The following is a 14,549-nucleotide window of genomic DNA, read 5'->3' as shown; positions in this document are numbered from 1 at the left end:
GCGCCCGCAATGATGACAAAGCCATACTATCGGCCCATCCAATCGCGCAGGCCAACGCAGCGACTGCGCACCCCGCACAGGAGTCGTCATGAAGCATGCATCCGGTTTGCTCGCTCTTACGTTTGCGCTCGGCGCGCTGGCCTCGTCGCCAGCGATGTCGGCGCCGGCCTCCAGTTTCGATACCAGCGCCGAAGGCTGGCAGGTGGTCGACTTCTCGTGTTGCAACAGCTACGTGGCGCCGGCAAGCGTGTTTGCGCCGGTGTGGCAGGCGGGCGGTTTCATCGAGTTCAACGATCCGAGCGAAGGTTCGTTCTACTTCTCGGCGCCGACGAGCTTTCTTGGCAACCTTGGTGCGTACTCGGGCGGTTCGCTGCGCTTTACGCAGCAGGTCACCGCACCGGCCGGTTTCGGTGCGTGGCGCGACGACCCGGATGTGGTGATGGTTTCGGGCGGCCGTGCGCTGGTGTGGCGCGGCGACGCGAACCCCGGTTCAAGCTGGACGCCGCAACAGGTAACGTTCTCTGCCACCGGCTGGCACTTCGATTCGCTCGGCGGTGCCGCGGTCAGCGACAGCGGCTTTGCGAGCGCACTGGGTTCGGTGTCGGCGCTGTACATCCGTGGCGAGTACGTCAGTGGCGTGGTGGAGAAGACCGGGCTCGACGCGGTACAAATTTCTGCCGTGCCGGAGCCGGCGACTGCGCTGATGATGCTGGCCGGGCTGGGTGTGATCGCCGCGCGCCGGCGCCGCTAGCCCCCTGCAGGGGCGCCGCGCAGGGCACGCAAGCTGCGTCAACTGCGTGCCGCGCGGTCGCCACTAGAATCGTCACGCAAGCGCACTCGACAGACGATTCTAGGGGCGGATGATGGGCATGGTGGTGGGAAGGGAAGTCCGCTGGCGCAAGCGCGCCGCGCATGTGTTGATCTGGCTGACGCTTGCGCTGATTCTCTATCCCTTCGCGAACATGGTGTGGCAAGCGCTCACTGCCTACACCCGCGCCGACCAAGCGGCGACTTGGTGGCCACGTTTCACAGCCGACCATTTGATTCTGGTGCTGGGCTTGGGCGACACGACCGACGCGTCCACCTGGCGGCTGGCGGCGCGCGTCGACTTCTGGCTGTGGATGTGGAACTCGGTCAAGGTCGCGGCTATCACGACCGCGCTGGCCACCTCGCTGGCGCTGAGCACCGCCTATGCATTCGCGCGGCTGCGCTTCGGCGGCCGCGCCTCGCTCGACAACCTGCTCTACATGAGCCACTTCTTCCCCGGCATGCTGCTGGCGGTGGCGTACTGGAGCATCTTCAACCGCATCGGCAATACCTTCCCGTTGATCGGGACCGATACGCACGGCGGCCTGGTGCTGGCGCTTGCCGGGCAGGCCACCTTGGGCATGGTATGGGCCTTCAAGGGCTACTTCGAGCAGTTGCCGCTGGAGATCGAAGAGGCCGCGCGAATTGACGGCGCCACCGACTGGCAGACCTTCCGCATGATCGCGCTACCGCTCGCACGGCCGATGATCGTGGTGATGGTGCTGTTAACGGCGACTCAGACCATGTACGAGCCGGTGCTGAGCAGAGCGCTGCTCAATGCGTCCGACAACGCGACGCTGCCGCTGGGGCTGACCCGCTTCACGGTGGAAGCGGGCAGCGCTGGCGGTGGCACGTCGGTGGCGCTGCACGAGTTCGCCGCTGCGGCGCTGCTGGCCTCGCTGCCCGGGGTCCTGGTGTTCCTGTTTGCGCAGCGCTGGATGGATCACTCGCTGAGCGGCGCGGTGAAGGGATAGGCCATGCCGCACAAGCTCATCGCGGCGCAGCGCGTACGCCCCGCCCTGCCCATCATCCCCGCCAGCCTGCACACCGCACTGGCACTGTGGGGCCCGCGTGTGCTTGGCGCTGCAGTGAGCCTGATCGGCCTGCTAGTGACGATGCAACTCTACCTTGCCGGGCAGTGGTTGTTTGCCCTGGTCGCGTTGCTCGTGGTGTGTGCCGGGCTGTTCGTCTACATGCAGGCTCGCAGCAGCGCGTGGCGTTTCCTCTTCCCCGGCTTGCTTGCGAGTGTGCTGTTCGTGTTGCTGCCAATCGCGTACACCGTGTCGCTGAGCGGCTCGAATTACTCGTCGCAGAACCTGCTGACCTTCGGGCGCGCCACCGACTACCTGCTCAGCACGCGATACATGCCGGAAGGCGCACAGCGCTACAACTTCACCCTGATCACCGACGGCAAAGCCTACCGCGCAGTGCTTGAAAGCGAAGCAGGCGAAGCCTTCATGAGCGAGCGCTTCACGCTGGGGGGCTTGCGAAAGCCTGTGCCAATGAAGGCGATCAGCGGACCCATCGCCGACCATGCGGTGGATACGGCAAGGCTGATCCAGCACCTGAACACACTGCGCGCACTGGTACTGCAACTGCCCGACGGCAGCACGGCGCAGATGTCCAGCTTGCAGCGCTTCGACGCCAGCCGCCCGCTCTACCGCCAGAACGCCGACGGATCGCTGAGCAACCAGCAGGATGGCAGCGTGATCCGGCCCAATCACCAGAGCGGCTACTACGAGACGTCGGCCGGCGAGCGGGTGCCACCGGGCTTCACCGCATCGGCCGGCCTCCGCCAATACACCACCCTGCTGACCGACCAGGGCCTGCGCGAGCCTTTCCTGAAGGTGTTCGCCTGGACGCTTGCCTACAGCCTGCTGACAGTGGCCTTGTCGTTCGGCGCCGGCTTGCTGCTGGCTTCGCTGCTGAGCTGGCAGGAACTTGAGTTCCGCGAAACCTACAAGCTGCTCTACTACCTGCCCAGCGCAGTGCCGGGCATGATCGCGATCCTGATCGTAAAGATGATGTTCTTCACCAACACCGGTGAGGTGAACACGGTGCTCGACGCGGTGTTCGGCATCCGCCCCGAGTGGTTTGCCACCCCCGCCCTGGCGCGCACGATGGTGGTTGCGGTCAGCGTGTGGCTCTACTTTCCTTACATGATGATGCTGTGCCTCGGCCTGATCCGCGCGATCCCTGCCGACCTTTACGAAGCCTCGGCGCTGGCAGGGGCGGGGCCGCTGGCGAACTTCATCCACATCACGCTGCCGCTGATTGCGCGGCCGGTGTTGCCGGTGCTGATCGCCTCGTTTGCCAGCACCTTCAACAACGCCTCACTGATCATGTACCTCACTGAGGGGGGGCCTAGCTACCTCGATACCCGCGAACCGATCGGCATGACCGACCTGATAGCCTCAGCCACCTACAACATTGCTTTCTTCAGCGGCAGCAACTTCGGGCTTGCGGCTGCGATCAGTGTGTTGCTGTTCGCGATCGTTGCCGTGCTCGCGTTCGCGAGCCTGCGGCTGAGCAGATCCAGGGGCTTCATGGACTGAGCTGGCGCCGGGCGAGATTCGCGCCGCCCGGCCGCATTTCACCCCCCTTTGCTGTCGATTCGTCTTACCTGCGCTGACGAGCACGCGCGGCAATTCCAGACTGGCGTCATTCCCTCACACCGCAGGAGTCACGCCATGAAACCCACGCTCCGTTCCGCCCTGTTCGTCCTCGCACTGGGCAGTGCCTTCATCGTTCCCGCCGCCTTCGCCTATGACAGCAACGCCTGGCAGTCCGCGCAGGCGGACTTCCAGCGTGCCCGCGCGGGCGAGGCGGGCGCAGCGACTGACGCTGCCGAGAAGTTCAGCAAATTGGTGGCGACCGAGCCGACCAACCCACTGTTGCTGGCCTACCTGGGTTCGGCGCAGTCGATGCAGGGGCGCGATGCTTGGGCGCCTTGGAAGAAGATGAAGTTTGTCGAAGCCGGCCTCGCCGACATCGACCGCGCGCTCGCGCTGCTCAAGCCCGAGCACGCCCAGGCACCGGCCGGCGGCGTTTCGGTGAGCAACGAAGTCAAACTCACCGCAGCCAGCACCTACCTCGGCCTGCCGGGCTTCTTCAACCGCGCCGATGCCGGCGCAAAGCTGGCCAAGGAGCTCGCCGCGCAGCCGGGCTTCGCCACCACGCCCGAACGCTATCGCAGCGCCGTGCTCAAACTCACCGCAAAGGCAAAATCATGAACACCGCACTGCGCGACAACGCTCCCGTGGTGGCCATGCGCGGCGTCAGCAAGTCCTACCGGCTGGGCGCCGTGCTGGTCAGTGCCCTGCACGCGGCGGATGTAGCCGTGAGCCGTGGCGAGATGGTCGCCCTCACCGGCCCTTCGGGCAGCGGCAAGAGCACGCTGCTGCACATCGCCGGGCTGATCGACACCGCCGACAGCGGCAACTACCTGCTGGCCGGCACCGCGACCACGCAGCTTGACGAAGCGCGCCGCACGCAACTGCGCCGCAACGCGATCGGCTTCATCTTCCAGAGCTTCAACCTGGTGCCGGTGATGACGGTGGCCGAGAACGTCGAATACCCGCTGTTTCTCGACGGCATCTCAAGCAGCGAGGCACGCGAACGCGTCGCCGCGATGCTGGCCCGCGTTGGCCTTGCCGACCGCGCGAAACACCGCCCGGACGAACTCTCCGGCGGCCAGCGCCAGCGTGTCGCGATTGCCCGCGCGTTGGTCAAGCAACCGCGCCTGCTGATCGCCGACGAGCCCACCGCCAATCTGGATTCACACACCGCGGACGAAGTGATCGCGGTGATCCGCGAGCTGTGCCACGAAGCCGGCACCGCCTGCCTGATCGCCACCCACGACGCCCGCCTCACCGCGCACTGCGACCGCGTGCTCGCGCTGCGCGACGGGGTGCTGCAATGAGCACCTTAAAAAGCTCACCGCAGAGGCGCAGAGACACAGAGGGCCGCAGAGGGATGCCGGTGTGCATGCCGCACAACCACTTGAACCCGTCAAACAAGCTCGGCGGCCCTCTGCGCCTCCGCGCCTCTGCGGTCAATGCCGTCACCACACCGACAGGATCACTGACATGAACGCCCTGAAATGGATTGGCTTCGCGCTGCGCAACACGCTACGCAACCGGCGCCGCTCACTCGCCACCGTCACGCTCACCGCCTTGGGCAGCGCGGCGATTCTGATTGGCGGCGGTTTCGCGCTCTACACCTACGAATCGCTGCAGCAGGCCGCGGCGCGCGATACCGGCCACCTGATCGTGGCGACCAAAGATTTCTTCGACCGCGAGGAAGACACGCCGATGCAGTTCGGCATCGAGCACTTCGACAAACTGCGCGACACGCTTCTGGCAAACCGCGAAGTGCGCTACGTGCTGCCGCGCCTGAATTTCTCGGGCCTCATCAGCAACGGCGACAAATCGGTGGTGATGATCGGCAGCGGTGTCGATCCGCAGGCCGAGTTCTCGGTACGGGGGCCTTTCCTCACGCTCAAGTCCGGCCAACTGCTCAACGAAGATTCGGCGAAGGGCCCGGATGTACTGATTGGCGCCGAGCTGGCCAAGAGCCTCAAGGTGGAACCCGGCAGCGCACTCACGCTGCTGGGCTCCACCACCGCCGGCGCGCTCAACGCGATCGACGTGAAGGTGCGCGGCATTGTCAGCAGTGGCGTGCCGGATATCGACAAGCGCCTGGTGCTCACCAGCCTCGCCACCGCACAGGGGCTACTGGTGACCGACAAGGTCAGCAGCGTCGGCGTGTACCTCGCAGACATGGAACTGACCGCCGCCACGCGCGCGAAACTCGCGCCGCAGCTCGGTGCACTCGCCACGCGCACCTGGGAGGAGGAAGCGTTTTTCTACAAAGCCGTGCGGGGGCTCTACGACCGCATTTTCGGCGGACTCGGCTTGGTGATCGGCCTGATCGTGGTGGGTGTGGTGGCCGGCGCCATGGCGATGGCGATCGTCGAACGCACACGAGAGATCGGCACCCTGCGGGCGATGGGCACCTCACCGGGCCAGCTGGTGCGCGCCTTCGCGATTGAAGGCGCGGCGCTGGGCGCTTCCGGCGGCTTGCTCGGCGCCTTGGTCGCCGGCGGCGTATCAATCGCACTGGTGTTCGCGAATCTGCAGATGCCACCGCCGCCGGGGCGCTCGGTCGGCTACCCGCTGTATGTGAGTTTTTCGCCCGAACTGGCGCTGATCACCCTGGCGGCCGTGAGCCTGCTGGCAATGATCTCGGCCGCCGTCGTCGCGCGCATCGCTGTCAAGAAACCAATTGTGGAGGCACTGGGCCATGTTTGACTTCAGCTACGTTCACCGCGGCCTGCTGCTGGCCGCACTCGCCTTCGGCGCAAGCACTGCGCACGCCGAATCCCCCGAAGCCCTGCTCAAGCGCGCCGACACCTGGCGCCTGTCGGCCGAGCACATGAAAGCCGAGACACGGATCGAGGTGATGAGGAACGGCGCGCTGGAGAAGGAGCGCGACTATCTCGTCTTCCTGCGCCCCGGCCGCGAATCGCTGGTGCTGATGCAATCGCCCGCCGAGAAGGGCCAGAAGGTGCTGATGAAGGGCGACGACTTCTGGATGTTCCTGCCCGGCAGTCAGCGCCCGATCCGCATCACGCCCACGCAGAAGCTGATCGGCGACGCCGCAGCCGGCGACGTGGCAACGCTGTCGTGGTCGGAGGACTACTCGCCCTCGCAAGCCGTGGCCGAGAAGTGCGAAACCGTTGCCTGCACTCACCTGACCCTCATTGCCAAGCAGGCTTCAGTCACCTACGCACGCATCGAACTGTGGGTGGATACGAAGAGCGCACAACCGCTGAAGGCGGATCTCTATGTGGTGTCGGAAAAGCTCGCCAAACGCGCCCGCTTCGAGGTCGGTACCGTTTCGGGCAAGCCGCAGGTGACCAGCATGATCATCGACGACGAGATCCTCACCACGCGCCGCACCGTACTGCATTACCGCAGCCGCACCGCCTACGAGGCGCCGGAAGCGTGGTTCAACCCGATGTACCTCACCCGCAACGCGGTCACGCCATGAAGCCCTTGCTCGCCCTTGCGACGGGCTTGCTCGCCAGCACGGTGAGCGCCGCCGATTGGCCCGAGACCACGCTGGACTGGACGCTGCGCGCACAGGCCGAAGCGCGCAGCGCCAACCCGGATTCGGCGCTCGCACCCGCCGCGCAGATCCTCGGCGCCGGGCGCGACTGCGGCGCCGGCGAAGTGCGGCTGCGCGGCCGCGTCGGGCAGGTCGGCTTCGCCGGGCAAGCCTGGGCGGCAAGCTGCGACCCAAGCGGTGTTGACCGCGATGGCCGCGTCGACGAACTGTTCTGGGAGGGCGAAGCCGGCCCGCAGCACTTCACACTCGGCAAGAAAGTGGTGAGCTGGGATGTCGGCTTTGCCTTCCGCCCGCTCGACGTAGTGCAACGCGAAAACCGCCGCGCACTGATCGACCAGCAGCTCGAAGGTGTGCCGGTGGTGATGCTGGAACACTTCAGCTCGCGCCTGGCCTCGACGCTGGTATTCGCCAACCCCGGCCAGAGCGACCAAGCGCTGCGGCGCGACGAGCAGGCGCTCGCCTGGCGCGGCTTTGCGCAGACCACTGCGGCCGACTTGCACCTGCTCGCCCGCTGGGGCGCGCAGGAACGCGCGAGTCTCGGCGCGGGCTTCTCCGCCGTGCCGCTCGATTCACTGGAACTGCATGGCTCAACCCGCTGGGGTCAGCGCGCCACACGCCTTGTCGGCACCTGGCCATCGAACCAACCGCTCGCCACCGCATCGCCGTGGCAAGACGAAGTCGGCGGCGCGTTCTGGCAAGCCCTGATCGGCGCGCAGTGGACCGGCGAGAACAAGGTGTCGGTACTCGCCGAAGCCTGGTACGACGGCACTGCGCCGAGCGAATCCGAATGGGACGCCTGGCACGCACGCAACGCCACCATCAGCGCCTTCGCCTATGCGCCGGACATCGCGCGCGCCGGCAACCTCGCGTGGAACGCGCAGGCGCTCGGCCAGGTTAACCTGCACCGTGCCAACCTGCTGCTACGCGCCGCCTACGGCGGCGACACCTGGCAACCGGAAGTCGACTGGCTCTACACCCCCGCCGACGGCGGCAGCGTGCTCAGCGCGGCGCTGGCCTGGCAAGGCGACCGCCTGCGCATCGAAGCCGGCGCCCGCAGCTACCTCGGCCCGACTGGCTCGCTGTATCGCCAACTGCCGGATCGCGGCAATGCCTATCTGATGATGACACTGCCGTTCTGATACGAAGACATTCGCGTTGACTGTCCTCCAAAGCACCAATCGCTCACAAGGCTTGCGCTATCTGACCAACAATGCAGGATGGGTTTTTCAGGCCGATTTCGCCCGAAGCCAGTGCCGGCGCCAATCCAAACCATCACCGACTACTCGAACCGATTGGTTACATCCCTCCGGCGGAAGCTGAGGCAAACTACTATCGGAAACTTGCCAATCAGGCCGCTGTGACGGCCTGACTTAAACCAACAGCCTCCACGAACGCCGGGGCGATTCACGTGAGGTGTAGCAGATGATCGACGGAATCACCCGGAAGAGGTATCGATGAGCAGTTACTACATGCTTGAGTGCATTGCACCGGAAGACTGGGATGATCCCGCGCTGGTCGAAGGCATCGCGCCGCCGCCCGGCGAAGATTCATGGCGGCTTGGACGACGATTTCTCAAGCCGCCAACCCAGCCGATTGAAGTTAGTCTTCATTCCGACTATGGCGTCCAACTCAAAGAGTTACGTAATGTGGACGCCCTACTCATGACGAGGCGCCTGCACAAAGCTCTTCTGGACTCAGGAGTCAGCAACCTTGATGCGTACCCCACAATCATCCGGCACCGCAGCCGTCAATTTGAAACTGACGAGTATCTCGCCTGCAACCTGATCGGCCTGGTTTCGGCTGTCGATGCAGCAAAGTCGAAAATCACCGGATCAAGCGCTAACGGGCTGATCGACACCGATTTCGAATCTGTGGCGCTGGACGGCCAAAAAGCGCACGGAGCGCTCATGTTCCGTCTAGCGGAGAACACCAGCGCAGTTGTCGTGCATGAGTCGGTGAAAGTCCATCTTCAAGCCAAAGGGTTCGAGATGCTAACTTTCGTTGCGCCGAGCGAATGGGTCGGATGATCATCATGTCCCGCCGGTTCGTGGCGCCTCCATTCGGAATGATAGCGATGCCACGACTATTCCCTCTCCCTATGTAATGAACCCGCCCTGGACTGCCAGTGCGGTTGGGCTGGATGCAGTGAAGCCCAGCGCTCCTGAAGGAATGGCGTGGTTTTTGTGCTGCGCCTGGCTGGCCGAAAGTTGCACTTGCGCGGTGAGCGGCGTTCCATCGTGAATCCACCATTCACAGTTCAGGTGCTGTGGGCAGCCTCTCGCACTCAGCTCACACACAACACCCGCCCGAAACTGCCGCCCGACACCGGCGCGGTATCCCGCCGCCCGATATCGAGGTTATAGCCCCAAGCGTGGGTTTCGCCGCTGGGTTCGCTGCTCCAGAACCAGCCGCCGCTGAGCACGAAGTTGGACGATGCGTGGCAGAAGTTGGCGCCGCAGGCGACGGACTCGGCGGGGTCGTAGAGCGCTTCGAGTTCGTCGAGCGTGGGCAGGCGCCATCCGGGGCCGCGGCGGGCGCAGTAATCGCGGGCGTCTTGCCAGCCGATCTCGCTGCCGTTGTCTTCCTGCGCCCAAACGAGGCCGCTGCGGGCATCGCGAATCGCGCCGTCGGCCACTTCGTAGCGTGTTGCGGAAGCCTGCGCAGCGGCGGCGCAGGCGAACAAGGCCAGCAACAGGGCGCTGCGCGGACTCATGCGCCGCGCGGGTTCAGAAGTGCGCCGACACGCCGAGCATCACCTCGCCCTGCGTGAAGAGATCGCCCTGAATGCTGAGCAGACAGCCGCCGGAACAGAACAGCCCGCCTGTGCTGTTGATCAGCGTGGCGTAAACGCGCCCTTCCGCGCGCAGCGAAAGGTTCTTGCCAAGCATGTACTGGTAGCCCAGTCCAAGGTTCAGCGAGGGGAAGAGCTCCGCGTCGTAGCCCTCGCCGTCGATCGTCAGCACCGAAGCGCCGAGGCCACCCACCACATAGCCGCCGGTGCCCAGCGTGCCATCGAAGAAATTGGTGCCGCCCACATGGAGGTAAGTCACCGAAAACGGCAATGTCTCATTGCTTGGCGCCTTGGGCGCGGCGACCAATGTGTATTTGAGATCGGTGCTCTGGTACGAGGCAAAGAACTGCAGTTGCCGGCCACCATCGTAGGGCAGATCGAGCGCGATCGACCCGGCGCCGGAGCTCCCCGCGTCGATACCCTCGCCCGTACTTGAATCGGTAAAGCCGCCGCCGTTGCGAAACCCGCCGTAGACAGTGATGGCGCTACCCTCGGCAAACGCCGTTGCACTTGCGCAGGCAAGCAGGATTGCGGTGATGGTGCGCTTGAACATGGCTTTGCCTCGCGTGCGAGAACTATTCGAGATTGCAGGATTCTGCTGCACGCAGGATTGGCATGTCGACCCGCCCTTGCCACCTGCGCATCGCGACACGGGAACGAAACCCTTGTCCCGCAAGGTGTGCGCACTAGAATAGACAAGGGGGATCAATGCGCAGAGAAAGCACCATGCCGCACGCACTTCGCACTGCCTTGCCGCTGGTGGCGATGATGCTGGGACTGGCTGCGTGCAGCCCAACACCGGATGCCGACCTGTGGGACTGCCAGTTGAGCGTGCAGAAGGACAACGCCGGGCGATCGGAGGCCGATGTGGCCGAACGCGGGCACAGCATCACCGCCTGCATGAGCGCGCGCGGCTACCACCTGAAAAGCGGCGATCCGAAGTGCCTGCCCGGCGCCGTCACCCCGCATTGCTACGTCAAGTAAAGTGCGTGGATCGCGGGGCGTGGACATTGCCCTGCGGCGCAAGCGCCCCTACCCGGCCCCCATTCAACCGAGCCCCATGAAGGCAAGCCCATGATTACCGTTCATCACCTTGAAATGTCGCGCTCGCAGCGCATCCTCTGGCTCCTGGAAGAACTCGGGGTGCCTTACGAGATCGTGCACTACAAGCGCGATCCGAAAACCCGCCTCGCGCCGCCCGCGCTCAAGGCGGTGCATCCGCTCGGCAAGTCACCGGTCATCACCGACGGCGATCTGACGATTGCCGAATCCGGCGCGATCATCGAATACCTGGTCGAGCGCTACGGCCAGAACCTCACTGGCGAGCTTGCCGCGCTGGAGCCCCCGCGCGGCAGCGAAGCGCACCGCCAGAACCGGTTCTGGATGCACTACGCCGAGGGTTCGCTGATGAACTGGCTGGTGATGAAGCTGGTGTTCATGAAGATCCCCACCCAGCCGATGCCCTTCTTCGTGCGCCCCATCGCCCGCGTGCTGTGCACGACGGTGCTGCAGAAACTGATCGACCCGAACGTGCTCACCTCGCTCAAGTTCATGGAGGGCCATCTCGCCAAACACACCTGGTTCGCCGGTGAACAGCTCAGCATGGCCGACTTCCAGATGAGCTTCCCGGTGGACGCGGCCCTGGCACGCGGCGGCGACGCCGAGCGTTACCCGAAGCTGTGCGCCTTCAAGGCGCGTATCGAAGCGCGGCCGGCGTACCAGCGTGTGCTCAAGAAAGGCGGCCCGGTGCTGCTCACCGACTGATTGCCGTACAAGGCACCACCGCACGGCCACCCGAACCGGAGTCCGCCCCATGCCCGAACGCACGCTCAAACTCGGCAGTCGCCTGATCCTGCTTGATGCCCGGCCGGATCGGCTGGATCTGCGCGATCTGCCCTACCGCCCGCCGGTGACCAGCCTGCCGCAGCGCTGGCCGGACGACGCCACGGTGGCCCGGCTGCTGCCGGCGTATCGCAAGGCAGGGCTGGTGCTCGATCAGAAGAAGGACGGCGCCTGCACCGGCTTTGGCCTTGCTGCGGTGGTGAACTTCCTGCGCTGGCGGGCCAGTGGCTACACCCTCGACGCCACGCAACGCGTGAGCCCCTGGATGTTCTACCAACTCGCCCGCTTCTACGACGAGTGGCCCGGTGAGCGCTACGAGGGCTCATCGGCGCGCGGAGCGCTCAAAGGCTGGCACCGCCACGGCGTATGCCTCGAAACGCTTTGGGGCGCGCGCGGCCGCCGGCCCGATTCGAAGTGGGCCGAGGATGCGGTCACCCGCCCGCTGGGGGTGTACTACCGGGTCGAACGCCAGTCGGTGGTCGACCTGCAGGCCGCCATCGCACAGGCCGGTGCGGTGTACGTGGCGGCGAACGTCCACGCCGGGTGGCAGATCAAGCCGCGCAAGGGCGCGGCGAAGGTGTCGCACGCGAACCTGCCGGCAATCACGCGGCAGCCCGGCATGGGGGGTCACGCCTTCGCGCTGGTGGGCTACAACGAGAACGGCTTCGTCGTGCAGAACTCCTGGGGTGAGGACTGGGGCGCCGACGGATTCGCGCTGCTGCCTTACGAGGACTGGGCCGACAACGGGCTGGATGCCTGGGTGGCCGGGCTTGGCGTGCCGCTTGCGATTGGTGGCGCAAGCGGGCGCAGTACGGCGCCCGCGCAAAGCCGGCAGTATTTCGTGCAGTCGCGCAGCGGCGGCAGCGGCCTGCTCGCGGCATCGCAAGACCTTCTAGCCAGGCACCCGCATGTGTGGGACGAACAGACCGCCTACTGGCATACGCTGGTGACCGGCAACGACGGCACCGTGCTGCGGCGCCTGCCGCAAGTGGCGGACGGCGCCGACAACGCCCGTTTCGTGGCGAACGAACAGCCGCTTGCACGCTTCAAGGCGCAGGCCAAGGGCAGCCCGCGGCGCCTGGTGGTGTACGCGCACGGCGGCCTCAACAGCGAGGCCGATTCGATCAAGCGCATCCGCAGCCTTGGGCCCGCCTTCGCTGGCAACGGCCTGCACCCGCTCTTCGTCACCTGGAAGAGCGGCTGGTCAGAGGTGATCGGGCAGATGCTGGCCGACGGCTTCCGCGCGAGCTTTCCGGGCGAAGCCGCACCCGCCCGTGGGCAGGGCGACCGCGTGGTCGACGCGACCGATCGAGCCCTTGAAGCACTTTGTCGCCAACTGCTGGTGCGGGCGATGTGGAGCGAGATGAAGGAAAACGTCGCCCGCGGCGAGCAGGACGGCCAGGGCCTCGACGCGCTGGCCGAACAGATCACCGCGCTGGCCCGAAGCGCCGGCAAGGGCTTCGAACTGCACCTCATCGGCCACTCAGCCGGTGCCTTCGTTTGCGGCCGCCTGCTCACCGAACTGGCGGCGCACGGTATCGGTGCCGCCAGTTGCACGCTGTTCGCGCCGGCCTGCGATCTGGACTTCGCGCTGACGCACTTCAAAGCCGCAGTGGACGCCGGCCGCCTGCCGCACGAGGGCCTGCAGATCCACGCGCTGACTGATCGCCGCGAGTTGGAGGACTGTGTGGGCCCCTACCGCAAATCGCTGCTCTACCTGGTCAGCCGAGCCCTCGAACGCTGGCACAAGACGCCCCTGCTGGGCATGGCTAGCACCTTCGATCCGGCCTGCAACAGCGGCGAGTTCTGGCACCGCGACGCCCTGCCCGCGCTGGCGAGCTGGCAATCGTTCTGGTGGGGCGATCAGGCGCCATCCGGCTTCGCCGACGATGCGGCAATGCTGCCCGCCGGACGCCTGCGCTTGCTGGATGCCGCCCAGGTGAGTAACGGCAGCAAGCAGATCGCCACCGCGCACGGCTGCTTTGACAACAGCGTGGACATCGTTCGCGCAACCATCGAACGCATCACCGGCGGCCCGGCGCAGGGGCCGGTGGGCCCGCTGGGCGATTGATCCGGCGCTACATGTTTTCGATGTCGCGATAGCGCTGCAGGCGGGGGTCGGCCGCCTCACGCGGCAAAGCGGCATCGCGCAGCATCGGGCCCTCGCGGGGCACGATGCCCTCGCGCGGCAGGGCGCCATCACGCACCGGTGATCCGGCAGCGCTGCGCACCGCATCACTGAAGCTGACGCGGAAGGACTCTTCAATCTCGGGCTGGTCGGTCCGCTCGCCCAGCGGAATGCGGTCGCGCCGCACCGCCAGATCGCGCAGCCAGGGGGAGCGCGCGATACCCGGCGCTGACACCCCCGGCGGTCGATCCGGCGCGATCATTACGGCGCCTCATCCGGCTCAGTACGCCGCGCCGGGCATTACCAGCGGCGCACCTTCCATGCGGCGCAGCCGGGCACCGTTGGCCACGTCGTACAGGTCAAGATCCCATCGCTGCATCGCATGGCTTACCAGCACCGCCTCACCATCGGCCAGGCGCCCGTCCGCGTTCACGATGTCGAGCACCGCGCGCAACATGCGCTTGCGGGTCAGCGGGTCGCGGATATCGTCCAGCAAGGCATCGATGGTGGCTTCGTCCAGTTCGACCTGCCCCGACGGCAGGCGGTTGGCAGACACGAGCATGTCTTCGCAGAACTCGCGCACGACGCGATCGAATTCGGGGTGGGCAAGCCCCAGGCGTGCCACGACTTCGTGGCGTTCAAGCGCGGCGATCTCGTTCAGATCAATCGCACCGTCGGCGAGCAATGCCAGCGCGACGACGCGCGCCTTGGCTTCGGGGCTGTCTGAGGGGTAATGGCGCATGGTCTCTCTCCGTTTCAGGGGTCTTCGTTTGCCGCGGCGCCCTTGCGCTGCGGGTACGGCCACAGATTGCCCAAACGGCGCCATTAACTCCAATTAAACTCCACGAT

At 65.7% G+C, this 14,549-nt stretch carries 16 protein-coding genes; 12 read left to right on the top strand and 4 right to left on the bottom strand.

Annotation, left to right across the window (positions count from 1 at the left end; genetic code table 11):
- The first annotated feature begins 88 nt into the window (after positions 1-88).
- From OPU71_RS04760 to OPU71_RS04720, 9 genes are all read left to right on the top strand, one after another.
- Positions 89-751 (top strand): laminin B domain-containing protein, encoded by a 663-nt coding sequence (locus tag OPU71_RS04760; protein WP_267725533.1) that lies wholly within the window; start codon positions 89-91, stop codon positions 749-751.
- A 118-nt stretch (positions 752-869) separates the two neighbouring features.
- The gene (locus OPU71_RS04755; RefSeq protein ID WP_267725531.1) at positions 870-1,781 is read left to right on the top strand and encodes an ABC transporter permease subunit; all 912 of its coding nucleotides are present in this window, start codon (positions 870-872) and stop codon (positions 1,779-1,781) included.
- A 3-nt stretch (positions 1,782-1,784) separates the two neighbouring features.
- On the top strand, positions 1,785-3,362 hold the full coding sequence (malF, locus tag OPU71_RS04750) for a maltose ABC transporter permease MalF (RefSeq protein WP_267725529.1): 1,578 nt from the start codon (positions 1,785-1,787) through the stop codon (positions 3,360-3,362).
- A gap of 135 nt (positions 3,363-3,497) precedes the next feature.
- Positions 3,498-4,040 carry a hypothetical protein gene (locus tag OPU71_RS04745; RefSeq protein ID WP_267725527.1) on the top strand — a complete coding sequence of 181 codons (543 nt, stop codon included), beginning with the start codon at positions 3,498-3,500 and terminating at the stop codon, positions 4,038-4,040.
- Complete coding sequence (locus OPU71_RS04740; RefSeq protein WP_267725525.1) at positions 4,037-4,729, top strand: ABC transporter ATP-binding protein; 693 nt, start codon at positions 4,037-4,039, stop codon at positions 4,727-4,729. Before OPU71_RS04745 ends, OPU71_RS04740 begins: the two co-directional genes overlap by 4 nt.
- Before the next feature lie 166 nt (positions 4,730-4,895).
- Positions 4,896-6,119: an ABC transporter permease gene (locus OPU71_RS04735; protein ID WP_267725521.1), complete on the top strand. Its 1,224-nt coding sequence runs from the start codon at positions 4,896-4,898 to the stop codon at positions 6,117-6,119.
- Entirely contained in the window at positions 6,112-6,861 is a 750-nt protein-coding gene (locus tag OPU71_RS04730; RefSeq protein WP_267725519.1) for an outer membrane lipoprotein-sorting protein, read from the top strand. Before OPU71_RS04735 ends, OPU71_RS04730 begins: the two co-directional genes overlap by 8 nt.
- Positions 6,858-8,078: a hypothetical protein gene (locus OPU71_RS04725; protein WP_267725517.1), complete on the top strand. Its 1,221-nt coding sequence runs from the start codon at positions 6,858-6,860 to the stop codon at positions 8,076-8,078. The genes OPU71_RS04730 and OPU71_RS04725 overlap by 4 nt, the downstream gene beginning before the upstream one ends.
- Before the next feature lie 315 nt (positions 8,079-8,393).
- Entirely contained in the window at positions 8,394-8,966 is a 573-nt protein-coding gene (locus OPU71_RS04720; RefSeq protein ID WP_267725515.1) for an imm11 family protein, read from the top strand.
- Positions 8,967-9,223: 257 nt separating this feature from the next.
- Here the strand turns inward: OPU71_RS04720 and OPU71_RS04715 are convergent, their stop codons facing one another.
- Both OPU71_RS04715 and OPU71_RS04710 read right to left on the bottom strand, forming a co-directional pair.
- Positions 9,224-9,652: a DUF1566 domain-containing protein gene (locus tag OPU71_RS04715; protein ID WP_267725513.1), complete on the bottom strand. Its 429-nt coding sequence runs from the start codon at positions 9,650-9,652 to the stop codon at positions 9,224-9,226.
- Positions 9,653-9,665: 13 nt separating this feature from the next.
- Positions 9,666-10,283 carry a hypothetical protein gene (locus OPU71_RS04710; RefSeq protein ID WP_267725511.1) on the bottom strand — a complete coding sequence of 206 codons (618 nt, stop codon included), beginning with the start codon at positions 10,281-10,283 and terminating at the stop codon, positions 9,666-9,668.
- A 173-nt stretch (positions 10,284-10,456) separates the two neighbouring features.
- Here OPU71_RS04710 and OPU71_RS04705 point away from each other — a divergent pair, with 173 nt between their 5' ends.
- From OPU71_RS04705 to OPU71_RS04695, 3 genes are all read left to right on the top strand, one after another.
- The gene (locus tag OPU71_RS04705; protein ID WP_267725509.1) at positions 10,457-10,714 is read left to right on the top strand and encodes a hypothetical protein; all 258 of its coding nucleotides are present in this window, start codon (positions 10,457-10,459) and stop codon (positions 10,712-10,714) included.
- A gap of 90 nt (positions 10,715-10,804) precedes the next feature.
- Positions 10,805-11,494: a glutathione S-transferase family protein gene (locus OPU71_RS04700; protein ID WP_267725506.1), complete on the top strand. Its 690-nt coding sequence runs from the start codon at positions 10,805-10,807 to the stop codon at positions 11,492-11,494.
- Between the two features lie 49 nt (positions 11,495-11,543).
- Positions 11,544-13,643, top strand: coding sequence for a C1 family peptidase (locus tag OPU71_RS04695; protein WP_267725504.1), 2,100 nt, complete (start codon positions 11,544-11,546; stop codon positions 13,641-13,643).
- A 7-nt stretch (positions 13,644-13,650) separates the two neighbouring features.
- Here the strand turns inward: OPU71_RS04695 and OPU71_RS04690 are convergent, their stop codons facing one another.
- Both OPU71_RS04690 and OPU71_RS04685 read right to left on the bottom strand, forming a co-directional pair.
- Positions 13,651-13,962, bottom strand: coding sequence for a hypothetical protein (locus tag OPU71_RS04690; RefSeq protein WP_267725502.1), 312 nt, complete (start codon positions 13,960-13,962; stop codon positions 13,651-13,653).
- 18 nt (positions 13,963-13,980) lie between these two features.
- The gene (locus tag OPU71_RS04685) at positions 13,981-14,442 is read right to left on the bottom strand and encodes a TerB family tellurite resistance protein (protein WP_267725500.1); all 462 of its coding nucleotides are present in this window, start codon (positions 14,440-14,442) and stop codon (positions 13,981-13,983) included.
- Positions 14,443-14,549: the final 107 nt, after the last annotated feature.

It is taken from the genome of Niveibacterium sp. 24ML (assembly GCF_026586805.1).
Lineage (GTDB): Bacteria > Pseudomonadota > Gammaproteobacteria > Burkholderiales > Rhodocyclaceae > Niveibacterium.
The sequence above is the reverse complement of the archived record's forward strand: the minus strand, read 5'-3'. Positions and strand labels throughout refer to the sequence as shown.

Coding starts and splice junctions, on each gene's coding strand:
- OPU71_RS04760 (WP_267725533.1), top strand. CDS start 89: ATGAAGCATGCATCCGGTTTGCTCGCTCTTACGTTTGCGCTCGGCGCG.
- OPU71_RS04755 (WP_267725531.1), top strand. CDS start 870: ATGGTGGTGGGAAGGGAAGTCCGCTGGCGCAAGCGCGCCGCGCATGTG.
- malF (WP_267725529.1), top strand. CDS start 1,785: ATGCCGCACAAGCTCATCGCGGCGCAGCGCGTACGCCCCGCCCTGCCC.
- OPU71_RS04745 (WP_267725527.1), top strand. CDS start 3,498: ATGAAACCCACGCTCCGTTCCGCCCTGTTCGTCCTCGCACTGGGCAGT.
- OPU71_RS04740 (WP_267725525.1), top strand. CDS start 4,037: ATGAACACCGCACTGCGCGACAACGCTCCCGTGGTGGCCATGCGCGGC.
- OPU71_RS04735 (WP_267725521.1), top strand. CDS start 4,896: ATGAACGCCCTGAAATGGATTGGCTTCGCGCTGCGCAACACGCTACGC.
- OPU71_RS04730 (WP_267725519.1), top strand. CDS start 6,112: ATGTTTGACTTCAGCTACGTTCACCGCGGCCTGCTGCTGGCCGCACTC.
- OPU71_RS04725 (WP_267725517.1), top strand. CDS start 6,858: ATGAAGCCCTTGCTCGCCCTTGCGACGGGCTTGCTCGCCAGCACGGTG.
- OPU71_RS04720 (WP_267725515.1), top strand. CDS start 8,394: ATGAGCAGTTACTACATGCTTGAGTGCATTGCACCGGAAGACTGGGAT.
- OPU71_RS04715 (WP_267725513.1), bottom strand. CDS start 9,652: ATGAGTCCGCGCAGCGCCCTGTTGCTGGCCTTGTTCGCCTGCGCCGCC.
- OPU71_RS04710 (WP_267725511.1), bottom strand. CDS start 10,283: ATGTTCAAGCGCACCATCACCGCAATCCTGCTTGCCTGCGCAAGTGCA.
- OPU71_RS04705 (WP_267725509.1), top strand. CDS start 10,457: ATGCCGCACGCACTTCGCACTGCCTTGCCGCTGGTGGCGATGATGCTG.
- OPU71_RS04700 (WP_267725506.1), top strand. CDS start 10,805: ATGATTACCGTTCATCACCTTGAAATGTCGCGCTCGCAGCGCATCCTC.
- OPU71_RS04695 (WP_267725504.1), top strand. CDS start 11,544: ATGCCCGAACGCACGCTCAAACTCGGCAGTCGCCTGATCCTGCTTGAT.
- OPU71_RS04690 (WP_267725502.1), bottom strand. CDS start 13,962: ATGATCGCGCCGGATCGACCGCCGGGGGTGTCAGCGCCGGGTATCGCG.
- OPU71_RS04685 (WP_267725500.1), bottom strand. CDS start 14,442: ATGCGCCATTACCCCTCAGACAGCCCCGAAGCCAAGGCGCGCGTCGTC.